Annotated in this window: 12 protein-coding genes and 2 tRNA genes; 8 read left to right on the top strand and 6 right to left on the bottom strand. The window is 41.8% G+C overall.

The features are described 5' to 3' along the window. A partial coding sequence (locus G564_RS0107910) for a hypothetical protein (protein WP_029037191.1) occupies window positions 1-191 on the bottom strand: 191 nt, incomplete at its 3' end. A gap of 179 nt (window positions 192-370) precedes the next feature. Next, window positions 371-781 carry a DUF4293 domain-containing protein gene (locus G564_RS0107905; protein WP_029037190.1) on the bottom strand — a complete coding sequence of 137 codons (411 nt, stop codon included), beginning with the start codon at window positions 779-781 and terminating at the stop codon, window positions 371-373. Between the two features lie 191 nt (window positions 782-972). Between G564_RS0107905 and rho the strand changes: the two genes are divergently transcribed. Next, complete coding sequence (rho, locus tag G564_RS0107900) at window positions 973-2790, top strand: transcription termination factor Rho (RefSeq protein ID WP_029037189.1); 1818 nt, start codon at window positions 973-975, stop codon at window positions 2788-2790. A gap of 427 nt (window positions 2791-3217) precedes the next feature. On the opposite strand, the gene rpsT is transcribed toward rho, so the two are convergent. From rpsT to proS, 4 genes are all read right to left on the bottom strand, one after another. Beyond that, window positions 3218-3466 carry a 30S ribosomal protein S20 gene (gene rpsT / locus G564_RS0107895; RefSeq protein ID WP_029037188.1) on the bottom strand — a complete coding sequence of 83 codons (249 nt, stop codon included), beginning with the start codon at window positions 3464-3466 and terminating at the stop codon, window positions 3218-3220. Between the two features lie 28 nt (window positions 3467-3494). Then, window positions 3495-3566 (bottom strand) — tRNA-Glu (locus G564_RS0107890). 45 nt (window positions 3567-3611) lie between these two features. Continuing rightward, window positions 3612-3683 (bottom strand) — tRNA-Glu (locus G564_RS0107885). 76 nt (window positions 3684-3759) lie between these two features. Continuing rightward, window positions 3760-5238 carry a proline--tRNA ligase gene (gene proS, locus G564_RS0107880; RefSeq protein WP_029037187.1) on the bottom strand — a complete coding sequence of 493 codons (1479 nt, stop codon included), beginning with the start codon at window positions 5236-5238 and terminating at the stop codon, window positions 3760-3762. 97 nt (window positions 5239-5335) lie between these two features. Between proS and G564_RS20290 the strand changes: the two genes are divergently transcribed. The 7 genes from G564_RS20290 to G564_RS0107840 all read left to right on the top strand — a co-directional run bounded on the left by G564_RS20290 (window position 5336) and on the right by G564_RS0107840 (window position 11889). Beyond that, window positions 5336-6394: a hypothetical protein gene (locus tag G564_RS20290; RefSeq protein ID WP_037373684.1), complete on the top strand. Its 1059-nt coding sequence runs from the start codon at window positions 5336-5338 to the stop codon at window positions 6392-6394. A gap of 23 nt (window positions 6395-6417) precedes the next feature. Next, entirely contained in the window at window positions 6418-7935 is a 1518-nt protein-coding gene (locus G564_RS0107860) for an OmpP1/FadL family transporter (RefSeq protein WP_029037183.1), read from the top strand. Window positions 7936-8087: 152 nt separating this feature from the next. Further along, a complete protein-coding gene (folE, locus tag G564_RS0107855; protein WP_029037182.1) occupies window positions 8088-8765 on the top strand; it encodes a GTP cyclohydrolase I FolE in 678 nt (225 codons plus the stop codon). A 15-nt stretch (window positions 8766-8780) separates the two neighbouring features. After that, window positions 8781-10268 carry a cysteine--tRNA ligase gene (cysS, locus tag G564_RS0107850; protein WP_029037181.1) on the top strand — a complete coding sequence of 496 codons (1488 nt, stop codon included), beginning with the start codon at window positions 8781-8783 and terminating at the stop codon, window positions 10266-10268. Between the two features lie 13 nt (window positions 10269-10281). Further along, window positions 10282-10524 carry a membrane protein insertion efficiency factor YidD gene (gene yidD / locus G564_RS20145; protein WP_084625606.1) on the top strand — a complete coding sequence of 81 codons (243 nt, stop codon included), beginning with the start codon at window positions 10282-10284 and terminating at the stop codon, window positions 10522-10524. Between the two features lie 52 nt (window positions 10525-10576). After that, complete coding sequence (gene lgt, locus G564_RS0107845; protein WP_029037180.1) at window positions 10577-11401, top strand: prolipoprotein diacylglyceryl transferase; 825 nt, start codon at window positions 10577-10579, stop codon at window positions 11399-11401. Then, a complete protein-coding gene (locus G564_RS0107840; RefSeq protein WP_029037179.1) occupies window positions 11398-11889 on the top strand; it encodes a DUF192 domain-containing protein in 492 nt (163 codons plus the stop codon). Before lgt ends, G564_RS0107840 begins: the two co-directional genes overlap by 4 nt. Window positions 11890-12140 lie beyond the last annotated feature (251 nt).

The following is a 12140-nucleotide window of genomic DNA, read 5'->3' as shown; positions in this document are numbered from 1 at the left end:
GCATTGGGACGACCGGTAGACGAAAAAAGAATAGCAAATTTTTCTTCATCAATCCTGGAAATAAAATACTTATAAAAAATATTGTACCAGGCCTTTGGATCGTTTAGCTTCTTATCTTTCTTGTCATCAAGCAATTGGCCGAAACCAGAAAAGAGATCTGATTGAGAAGAATCCTGAGTTTTTCTAAACATGATAGTGAGTTGGAAAGTGGTTTAAAGATAGTCCATTCTTAGTATTATTCGAGTAATTTTGTTTTTAGAGTGGACTCAACCTTGAACCTTGAATTTTAAACCTTGAACCATTGTGAACCAAAAAAACCCGAAGCTTTCACTCCGGGTTTTTACGCACTAATACTACTAAGATGAAAGGTTTATCGCAACCGGTCCACAGATTTTACAAGATCTTCATCCTTTTTTATGGCCTTATTGGCCAGCACTAAAAAAACGATAGAAAATACAGGAGTCAGCATCCCAATACCTTTCTCTGAAACCGAAGTTTCTCCAGATATAGTTAGGGACCAATAGACAAATAATCCTAGTAAAATTAAGTTTAATAAGATATTGATACGCCCCAGCACAAACTGAAGCTTTCTATTCCTAAACAAAAAGATCGTAACTATTGAGATCAAAGCTGAAAGCAGGGTAATAACCAGAGCGTTCATTACATCTTCAATGTAGACAGGATTACCTGCCTGGTCATTCCAAAGCTTAAAGATAAAGACAAAGCCGGCACTAAAAATGGCCGCAATTAACAAGTAAACAGTCTGTATTCTTTGTAGCATTTCTCTTCAATAGAGGCACAAAAATAAAAGATTCTTTTTAGAAACCGTATTTAAAATATAAAAATAATATCGTATAATTGCAGTATCAATTCGTAACCAATTCAATAAAGGTTACTTAGACTCCAAAATTTTTTCGATTCTTCCTCGAGAAGGTTAGTTAAACCAAAGACCAATTTTATTTAAAAACATTCATGTTTGAAATTTCAGAATTAAAGGCTAAAAAGCTGCCTGAACTTCAGGAAATAGCCAAAACGCTACGTGTGCCTAAATACCGCACCCAGAAGAAGCTCGATTTGGTATACCAGATCCTTGACTATCAGGCCGCAAATCCGAAAAAAGTACAGGAAGTCCTGACTGATGAGGATGTAAAACCGCAATCTAAGGAAGATCCAAATTCTGGAAGAAAGCAGCGTAAGGTACGTCCACGCAAGGAGAAGGAGAGCTCTTCCGCTAATCGGGGAGACAGCCGCAAAGAGAACGAAGCTAAGCCGGAACCGGGGAATACCGAATCCCGGGAAACTGCTTCCAAAGCTACCGACTCAAAGGAACAAACTTCAGAAGACAAAGATTCCAGAGATAAAAAGAGAGATCAAAAAAGCAAACGGGATGATTCCAACAGGCATCAGTCGTCTAAAGATTCCTCTTCAAGAAATCAGCAAAAGGATAACCGTAAAGATTCCCGTTCAAAAGACAACCGGGAGAATCGGGATAACCGCAGCCAGGGAAACCGCGACAGCAACAACCGCGATAACAGAGAGAACAGGGATTCCGGCAACCGCGATAACAACGGCAACAGGGATACCTCCAACCGCGATAGCGGCAATAAGGACAGCGGAAACCGCGATAGCGGAAACCGGGACAACCGAAATCGTTACAAGGAACCCGATTACGAATTTGATGCCATCATTGAAAGTGAAGGTGTTCTTGACATCATGCAGGATGGCTATGGTTTCCTTAGGTCATCAGATTACATGTACCTTTCCTCTCCAGATGATATTTACGTTTCCCAGTCACAGATCCGTTTATTTGGATTAAAGACAGGTGATACGGTTCTTGGGCAGGTAAGACCTCCCAAAGAAGGTGAAAAATATTTCCCGCTTATTAAGATCAATAAGATCAATGGCCTTGATCCACAAGTTGTAAGAGACAGAATTTCTTTTGAACACCTTACCCCTCTCTTCCCACAGGAAAAATTTAATATAGCTGAAAGACAAAGTACCGTTTCCACCAGAGTTATGGACATGTTCTCTCCAATAGGAAAAGGACAAAGAGGAATGATCGTTTCTCAGCCTAAGACCGGTAAGACGATGCTACTTAAGGATATTGCCAATGCAATAGCGGCAAACCATCCTGAAGTTTACCAGATCATTTTGCTTATTGACGAACGTCCTGAGGAGGTGACCGATATGCAGCGAAATGTAAAAGGAGAAGTTATTGCTTCTACTTTTGATAAGGAAGCTCATGAACATGTACGCGTTGCTAACATCGTGCTGGAAAAAGCAAAAAGAATGGTGGAATGTGGTCATGATGTGGTGATCCTTTTGGATTCTATTACAAGATTGGCCAGAGCATACAATACAGTACAACCTGCCAGCGGAAAAGTACTTTCTGGTGGTGTGGATGCAAACGCCCTGCACAAACCGAAAAGATTTTTCGGGGCTGCCCGTAACATTGAAGGCGGCGGATCTCTTTCTATCATTGCTACAGCTCTAACAGATACAGGTTCCAAGATGGACGAGGTGATCTTTGAAGAATTTAAAGGTACTGGTAACATGGAGCTTCAGTTAGACAGAAAGATTGCCAACAGAAGAATTTTCCCTGCGATCGATCTAACTTCTTCCAGCACAAGACGTGATGATATTTTGCTCGACGAAGCCACACTACAAAGAATGTGGGTAATGAGAAAATATCTTGCCGACATGAATCCTGTAGAAGCCATGGAATTCATTAATGACAGGATCAAACAAACTAAAAATAACGAGGAGTTCCTGATTTCCATGAACGGATAAGATTACACCTCTCAAAAATGATAAAATCCGGACATCTTTGATGCTCCGGATTTTTTTGTGCCCCACCACCCGGAGACATCCCTCCTTCTTAGTGGGATGTTACTCCGTGAACTTTGATAATCGTGTAAAGAGCACCACCCCGTTCTGCGGACACCCCTCCTAAGCGAGGAGGGGAGCTATTTCGTATTGAAAGGAGGATTTGGGAAAACAGGACGTATACCAATCGCCTGCGGTCGATCACCCAAGTGATGAATCCCCAAAGGCTCCCCTCCTTATAAGGAGGGGTGTCCGACGAAAGGAGGACGGGGTGGTTAAAAACCACAAAACCTCATTGGTTTAACAACCACTGAGGTTCGTTCATATAGGAAACAAAAAATGCCTCTCGTTTTACACGAAAGGCATTCTTTATAAATTGAACACTATCTTATTAAAGCGCAGCTACGTGCTTTGCTAACTGAGATTTCAGGTTAGACGCTTTATTATCGTGAATAATGTTTTTCTTCGCTAGCTTGTCGATCATAGAAACTACGGTAGGAAATAAAGTCTCGGCTTCCTGCTTTTCTGCTTCCTTCAACTTCTTGATAGCGTTTCTCGTAGTTTTATGCTGGTAGCGATTTCTAAGACGTTTAGTCTCATTGCTACGTATTCTCTTCAACGCTGACTTATGATTTGCCATTACACTAATATTAAATTATTTCTTCTTGTAGTCCGTAGGGGAATCGAACCCCTGTTACCAGGATGAAAACCTGGCGTCCTAACCCCTAGACGAACGGACCAATTTATTATTTCAAAGATGGTTTACACGACTTGCAAACCTTTCGTAGTCCGTAGGGGAATCGAACCCCTGTTACCAGGATGAAAACCTGGCGTCCTAACCCCTAGACGAACGGACCATTTATTTTCAAATGCGGATGCAAAAATACAACTATTTTTGAATGGCGCAAATGTAGAATAATTTTTTTTGAAATTTTAATAAGCCTTTGCAAACAATACTCTTCCCACAGATGGTTTACCCGTGTAAACACAAGTCCCCTGCTCTTCTTCTGCGTCAAAAGGAATAAGACGAATAGTCGCTTTGGTTAGTTCTTTGATCTTATTTTCAGTTTCGGCAGTACCATCCCAATGCGCTGAAATGAATCCTCCTTTTTCCTCAAGCACTTTTTTGAACTCATCAAAATCATCTACCCGGGTGATATGTTCGTTTCTGAAGCCCAGTGCTTTTTTATGAAGACTCTCCTGGATTTCGGTCATCAAAGCTTTCACTTTCTCCACTACCTCCTCTTGCTGCACAAATTCCTTACTCAAGGTATCACGACGTGCTAATTCCACAGATCCTTTTTCTAGATCTTTTGGACCTATTGCTATTCGCACAGGTACACCCTGGAGTTCGTACTGCGCAAACTTCCAACCCGGTTTTTGAGTATCCCTGTCGTCATACTTAACAGAGATCCCCTGGGCTCTGAGATCTTTTGCAAGTGCGTTCGCGACCACAGAAATTTGCTCCAATTGGTCCTCTCCCTTGTAAATAGGAACGATCACCACCTGAATAGGCGCAAGATTTGGAGGTAACACCAATCCATTATCATCACTATGGGTCATGATAAGAGCTCCCATTAACCTGGTAGAAACTCCCCATGAGGTTGCCCAAACGTGATCAAGGCCTCCTTCTTTGGTCGCGAATTTTACATCAAAGGCTTTAGCGAAATTCTGCCCCAGGAAGTGAGAAGTTCCGGCCTGGAGTGCCTTTCCATCCTGCATCATAGCTTCTATACAGTAAGTTTCTTCAGCCCCCGCAAAACGCTCACTCTCTGTTTTCCTGCCTTTGATCACCGGCATTGCCATAAAATTTTCAGCAAATTCGGCATAAATATTATTCATTTGCTCGGTTTCGGCCAATGCTTCAGCTTTTGTAGCATGAGCTGTATGTCCTTCCTGCCAAAGAAATTCTGCTGTACGAAGGAACAACCTGGTACGCATCTCCCATCGCACAACATTTGCCCACTGGTTAATAAGTATTGGTAGGTCACGATAAGATTGCACCCAACCTTTATAAGTGTTCCAGATAATAGCTTCAGAAGTCGGTCTTACGACCAACTCTTCTTCCAGCTTGGCATCAGGATCAACTATCAGTTTTCCTTTATTGTCGGGATCTGTTTTTAACCTGTAGTGGGTAACAATAGCACATTCCTTAGCAAAGCCTTCAGCATTCTTTTCTTCAGCTTCAAAGAGGCTCTTAGGAACAAATAGTGGAAAATAGGCGTTTTGGTGCCCCGTTTCCTTGAACATTTTGTCGAGTTGCGCCTGCATTTTTTCCCATATCGCATAACCATAGGGTTTGATCACCATACAGCCTCTTACTGCCGAATTTTCGGCCAGGTCTGCCTTCACAACCAGTTCGTTATACCATTTCGAATAATCCTCTTTACGTGTAGTTAGGTTCTTTGCCATCTCCAGTCTTTTGGCACAAATGTTGTACCTTGTTATACAATTAACGTTAGCGCAAAACTAACTATTTTTATCTTTGTTCAATAATAAAATCGACGCCATGAAACCTTACTACAAGCTTTTAAACTTAAGAGGCCTTCTCTCTGCATTAGGTGCTCTGTTTTTATTAGCTTCCTGTAGTTCTTACCAGTATACCGGTTATGAAGATGACGGGATATATTCTTCATCACGATCCGGTGAGGCGTATACTGCTAATGATTACGAGGAATCTTATGAGAACGCATTATACTACAAAAATCTTTTTGGAGAAAAAGCAGCTCAATTTGAAGCCGTACCCCAGGAAGGTGCAATTTTCACAGATGTGGAAAGTTATTCATCAGGTCAATATGACGAAAACATGTTTGGCGCAGAAGGTGTTGCATATGAGCCCGGACGTGCTGCATGGGGAACAGATCCAGATGAGATCTCCATAAATATCTATAATAATTATAATCCTTTTTACCACCCATACGCTTACCCATACTATTCCGCCTTTTATGATCCCTTCTGGGGTCCATCCTCTCCTTACTATGGTTATGGATATGGTTATGGTTACGGCTATCCATACGCATACAGAGGTTGGAGATTCAGCATGGGATGGGGATATGGATGGGGACATTACTATGGACACAGGTATTCACCTTATTACCCATACTATCCTTACGGAGGTTATTACTACAATTCCCCGAGATACAGATCGAACAATGTTGCTTACAGTAGCACCAGAAGAGACGGATATTCCGATAACTACAGGTACAGACAAAACGATGTAGAAAGCAGAGTGTCCAGAGTACAAAGCTACAGCAACACTAGAAACGTCAGGGCTGCGGGAACTGTTAACAATGACAACAGAACCTACCAGACGAGAAGCACAAGGGTTAGATCTACCTCCACACAACAAAGGACAAGTGACAGCTACAGAACTTCCACACAACGTCGTGAAGCCCCTGCTGTTAGACGATCTGCTCCTCAACGTAACACTTCGACCCAAACCAGGACAACCAGGTCAACAAGAAGTAACAACAACGGCACTTACAGATCCTCATCGAATACTACGAGATCTTCAGGAACCAGTTCAGGTTCATCTACAAGATCCAGTCGTGGGGGTAGAGGAAACTAATATTGTTCAATAAACATCATTTCATGAGAAAATTAATTTTTGCCTTCACAGCCATACTCGGTATGACTGTGGAGGCTCAAAATATTACAGATGCCGTGCGGTATTCTTCTTCAGATCTTAACGGTACTGCACGATACAGAGCCATGAGCGGAGCTTTTGGAGCTTTGGGAGGAGATCTCTCTTCTCTTAATATAAATCCTGCAGGATCTGCTGTTTTTTTAAGCAGCACTGCAACCTTCACCCTGAATTTTGAAAATACCGAAAACCAGGTGAGCTTTAAGGATGGATTTAACTCCACTTCCAATGGCAACTTCGATCTTGGACAGGGTGGTGCCGTATTCGTCTTCAATAACAATAGTGAAAATGCTGACTGGAGAAAATTTGCTTTAGCTTTCAACTATAATAAAACAGCAACTTTTGAAGATGATTTTCGTGCTATGGGTAGAAATACGAGATCCATCGACCAGTACTTTTTGAGTTATGCCCAGGGAATAGCATTAGATTATCTGGTGCCCATGCAGGGCGAATCTTTAGCTGAGCTTTACTCTTATTTGGGAGAAACCCGTGGACTTGGATTTGGAGCACAACAGGCATTCCTTGGTTTACAGGGAGGAGTGATTGAAGTCAACAATCCTAATGACATTCCTGAAAGTGATCCCGCTTATTATGATCTCAATTCCTATAGCAGTGCCCTATCTCCCGGAACCTATGACCAAACCTATTTTTACAGCGCTACAGGGCTTAATGGAAAATTTTCCTTCAATTTCGCTTCACAGTACAGGGATTTTCTCTATTTAGGTCTTAATTTGAATACTCATTTTCTTAACTACGACAGGGTAACTTCCCTGGATGAAGGAAATTTAAATGCCACTAATGAATTTGTCTATTTCGAAGATCGTCTAAGCACATTGGGGAGTGGTTTTAGTTTTCAATTGGGAGCTATTGCCAGAGCAGGAGAAAATCTAAGAATTGGAGCCGCATTTGAATCGCCAACCTGGTATACAATTTCTGAGGAGACCACCCAATTTATTGAATCTGATATAGCAGTGGTAAACCCTAACGTTGTAAATATTTATCCCGACTACAAGTTGCAGACTCCTACTAAATACTCCGGAAGTCTTGCCTATCTTTTTGGGGCTAATGCCCTTCTAAGCTTTGATTACTCATACAAGGATTTCTCATCAACCCAATTTAAACCTAAAGATGATCCCTCTTTTATTACCCAGAATGAAATCATCTCCAATGAGCTTAAAGGAGCTTCTGTTTACAGGATTGGGGGAGAGTACAGGATCCTGGGATGGAGCCTAAGGGGAGGTTATAGATTTGAAGAAAGTCCTTACCGCAATGAAACAACAGTTGGAGACCTTACGGGGTATTCTGCAGGACTGGGATATAACTTCGGAAATATAAAGATCGATCTGGCTTACAATGCCTACGAGAGAGATTTGAATCCGCAGTTGTACCAAACCGGCCTTACAGACAGGATGTCCATTGCAAAAAGTAATTCTGATTTCCTGCTCTCACTGAGTTTCGGACTGTAACGAGAATAACATGTAAAAAACAGCCTTCGGGCTGTTTTTTGATTTAAGAACATCCCAGGGTAACTTGCTAAGGCAGATTACCAAAAAAGGGTTTAAATATGTATCTTTGCAAGCTTAAATACAAAGAGTTTAGATCCAAGTTAAAATCTGATATGAAAAAAGACAATATAGACGAAGCCATTGATGAAATGGGAGATGCTTTTGTTAGTCCCAACACTGATACTCCAATGCGTAAAGACGCTTTTGATATAAGCGATGCTGAAAAAATCGGAAGAATTGAAAAGGATGTTAAAAGTATACTCGAAACACTTGGGCTGGATCTAACAGATGACAGTTTAAAAGGAACTCCAAAAAGGGTCGCTAAGATGTTTGTGAATGAAATTTTTGGCGGACTTCATCCTCAGGGGAAACCCAAAGCATCCACCTTTCAGAATAAGTATAAATACGGAGAAATGCTGGTAGAGAAGAACATTACTCTCTACTCCACATGTGAGCACCACCTACTTCCTATTGTAGGTAGAGCACATGTTGGTTATATCTCTAACGGAACAGTTGTAGGATTGTCCAAAATGAATCGTATTGTTGATTATTATGCAAAACGCCCACAAGTACAGGAAAGACTTACCATGCAAATAGTGAAGGAACTTCAGGAAGTCTTGGGCACAGAAGATGTGGCCTGTGTCATTGATGCCAAACACCTTTGCGTCAACAGTCGTGGAATAAGAGATATAGAGAGCAGCACTGTTACCAGTGAATATGGAGGAAGATTTAAAGATCCCGAAGCAAGACGTGATTTCTTAGACTATATTAACCTGGAAACAGAATTTTAAAATTCGCTCTAACCTATGGCACTATACCAGCAGCAGGAATTAAAGATCTACAATTCAATATCGGGAGAAAAGGAAGTTTTTAAACCCATCAATGAAGGTGCAGTAGGGATGTATGTTTGTGGCCCTACCGTATACAGCAATGTTCATCTTGGCAACTGTCGTACCTTCATTTCTTTTGATCTTGTGTTCAGGTACCTGAAACACCTTGGTTATAAAGTGCGATATGTTAGAAATATTACCGATGCCGGACATCTCGAAAACGATGCCGACTCAGGAGAGGATCGGATCGCAAAAAAAGCCCGCCTGGAGCAGATAGAGCCTATGGAGGTCGTTCAACGATATACTGTTGATTTTCATAACATCCTCCAAAAATTCAATAACCTGCCTCCAAGTATCGAACCTACAGCCACAGGCCATATCGTAGAACAGATCGAGATCATAAAGGAGATCCTGAAGAAAGGTTATGCTTATGAAGCTAATGGATCAGTTTACTTTGATGTTTTAAAATTCAATGAATCCCATGACTACGGAAAACTGAGCGGTCGCAAACTGGAAGACATGATCCCTAACACCCGGGAACTTACTGCCCAGAGTGACAAAAAGAATCCGCAGGATTTTGCCCTATGGAAAAAAGCTGAGCCGCAACATATTATGCGTTGGCCTTCTCCATGGAGTGATGGTTTCCCCGGCTGGCACCTTGAGTGTACCGTGATGAGTTCTAAATATTTAGGAGAAGAGTTCGATATTCATGGCGGCGGAATGGATCTTAAATTCCCACACCACGAATGCGAGATCGCACAGGGAGAAGCAGCCACAGGCAAAACTCCTGTAAATTACTGGATGCACGCCAATATGCTTACCCTTAACGGAAAGAAGATGGCCAAGAGCACCGGAAACAATATCCTTCCCGAGGAGATCTTCACAGGTGACAATCCAAATCTCGAAAAAGGTTTTGCTCCTACCGTAGCACGTTTCTTTATGCTGCAGGCAAACTATAGAAGTATTCTGGATTTTTCAAATGAAGCTATGCTCGCGAGTGAAAAAGGTTTTCAACGTCTTATGGATGCATATCATCTGCTTGAAAAGATTGAAACGGGAGGAAAGTCTAATTTTAATGTAGCAGAATGGAGGCAGAAATGCTATGATGCCATGAATGACGACTTTAACAGCCCCATTTTGATCGCGCAACTGTTTGAGGCTGTTAAACAGATCAATATTATTAAAGATGGGAAGGCAGAAATCTCTTCGGAAGATCTTGAACTACTCAAAAAGACGATGAAAGAATTTATGTTTGATGTGCTTGGCCTTGTTGACACTGCAGATGCTGTAGATAATGACTTTAGCAATAAGCTTTCGGGTACCATTGAACTGCTTATTAAACTTCGTGCAGAAGCAAGAGCGAATAAAGACTTTGCTACCAGCGATAAGATCAGGGATGAACTTGTAGCCATGGGCATCCAACTGAAGGATGGAAAAGAAGGCACCAGCTTCTCAATAGAATAACAAAAATTACAGGGTGAAAAAGTGGTTTTCATTTCCGCTTATAGGTTTGGTGAGGATATATCAAAGATTTATCTCCCCCTTCACTCCTGCAACTTGCCGTTATACTCCCACCTGCTCGCAATACACAGTGGAAGCTTTGCAAAAACACGGAGCTTTCCGTGGAAGCTGGCTTTCCATAAAACGAATAGTCAGCTGTAACCCGTGGGGCGGCAAAGGATATGATCCCGTTCCTGAGAAACTTCCGAAGCAAAAATAATCCCGGAATATCGCAAATATGTATATTTACCAACCAACCTTAATATTACTTCATGTTTTTCAATAAGATCTACTGGAACCCTTCCGAAGGAATTGATCTGGGATTCTTTGTAATCCATTACTACAGTTTAATGTTTGTTATTGCTTTCACTCTTGGGTGGTACCTTATGAAGAGTATCTATAAGAGGGAAGGTATTTCTTTGGAGAAACTGGATTCCCTGTTCATTTATACGGTTTTGGCCACCCTCATTGGAGCGCGCCTGGGCCATGTGATCTTTTATGACTGGGATTATTTTCAGGATCACCTGCTGGAGATATTTTTGCCGGTGAGGTTTGAACCTGAATTTGAATTTACCGGATTCCGCGGACTCGCAAGTCACGGTGCCGCTATTGGAATCATCATAGCCATGTACCTCTATTCTAAGAAGGAGCTACAAAAGCCGGTACTTTGGATTCTGGACAGGATTGTAATTCCCGTAGCCTTTGGCGGGATATTCATAAGGATAGGAAACTTTATGAATTCTGAAATTATCGGGAAACCTACCAACAGCGACTTCGGAGTTGTATTTACAAAACTTGGGGAGGATTTTGCGAGACATCCCGCTCAACTTTATGAGTCTGCTTGTTATATTGTAGTGTTTATCATTTTATGGTACACCTACTGGAAAACACTAAAAAGGGAGAAGCTGGGGTATATTTTTGGTTTATTCCTCGTCCTTTTATGGTCTGTAAGATTCTTTATTGAGTTTGTAAAAGAACCGCAGGTAGGAGAAAGAGTTAACTGGGTGCTTAATACAGGGCAGTGGCTAAGTGTGCCTTTTATCCTTGCCGGCTTCTATTTTATGTTTAGACCTTCCACTAAAGACAGGGTAAAATGATTAGAAAAACCACATTTTTGAGCCTCATACTTGTAGCCGGTTTATCGACGGGATGCAAGGACCGGCCCGAAGCTTCCAGATCAATAGCAACAGAGCCTGTAACATTTAAACAGGAGGCTGAAGCGTACCTTACTAAACCCGGGGGTGATACCATCCGGCACCTGAAACTGGAAATAGCCGATGATGATTACGAGAGGGAAACAGGACTTATGTACAGGGAGTCTATGGAAGAGGATGAGGGGATGCTGTTCATTTTTGAAAATGAAGAACCCCGGGGATTTTATATGAAAAACACGAACATTCCGCTCGACCTGATCTTTCTTGATGCACAGCAGAAGATCGTGAGTATCTCAAAGAATGCGAAACCCAAAAGCATGGAAACTATTCCTTCCAATGTTCCCGCTCAATATGTCCTGGAGATCAATGCAGGGCTTTCAGATGAATGGAATCTAGCAGTGGGCGACAGCCTGATCCTCAACAGAGAGTAATCCAAAATATCATCTTAAAATGACATTTTTAAAGCCTCACATTTGTGGGGCTTTTTTCTTCTCCCCCTCTCATTAAATTCAAGCCTTAGCGGAAGGAACAGAGTTCAGCCATACTTCCGCATATATGCCGCGCGCTTCATTTCCTGTCAATTATCCAACCTCAGCCTCCGTCCTCTCCTCCCCCCTTCTCTCCACAGGAGAAGAGCTGCTGCGGGTTTAAGTTATCCTGAGAATAATATATCAAAATGGAA

The organism is Salinimicrobium xinjiangense DSM 19287, from assembly GCF_000423585.1.
In the GTDB taxonomy this organism is placed as follows: Bacteria; Bacteroidota; Bacteroidia; order Flavobacteriales; family Flavobacteriaceae; genus Salinimicrobium; species Salinimicrobium xinjiangense.
This window is presented reverse-complemented; position numbering and strand designations above follow the sequence as displayed.

Excerpts from the sequence above, each read along its gene's own strand:
- G564_RS0107905 (WP_029037190.1), bottom strand. The coding sequence starts at position 781 with ATGCTACAAAGAATACAGACTGTTTACTTGTTAATTGCGGCCATTTTT.
- rho (WP_029037189.1), top strand. The coding sequence starts at position 973 with ATGTTTGAAATTTCAGAATTAAAGGCTAAAAAGCTGCCTGAACTTCAG.
- rpsT (WP_029037188.1), bottom strand. The coding sequence starts at position 3,466 with ATGGCAAATCATAAGTCAGCGTTGAAGAGAATACGTAGCAATGAGACT.
- proS (WP_029037187.1), bottom strand. The coding sequence starts at position 5,238 with ATGGCAAAGAACCTAACTACACGTAAAGAGGATTATTCGAAATGGTAT.
- G564_RS20290 (WP_037373684.1), top strand. The coding sequence starts at position 5,336 with ATGAAACCTTACTACAAGCTTTTAAACTTAAGAGGCCTTCTCTCTGCA.
- G564_RS0107860 (WP_029037183.1), top strand. The coding sequence starts at position 6,418 with ATGAGAAAATTAATTTTTGCCTTCACAGCCATACTCGGTATGACTGTG.
- folE (WP_029037182.1), top strand. The coding sequence starts at position 8,088 with ATGAAAAAAGACAATATAGACGAAGCCATTGATGAAATGGGAGATGCT.
- cysS (WP_029037181.1), top strand. The coding sequence starts at position 8,781 with ATGGCACTATACCAGCAGCAGGAATTAAAGATCTACAATTCAATATCG.
- lgt (WP_029037180.1), top strand. The coding sequence starts at position 10,577 with ATGTTTTTCAATAAGATCTACTGGAACCCTTCCGAAGGAATTGATCTG.
- G564_RS0107840 (WP_029037179.1), top strand. The coding sequence starts at position 11,398 with ATGATTAGAAAAACCACATTTTTGAGCCTCATACTTGTAGCCGGTTTA.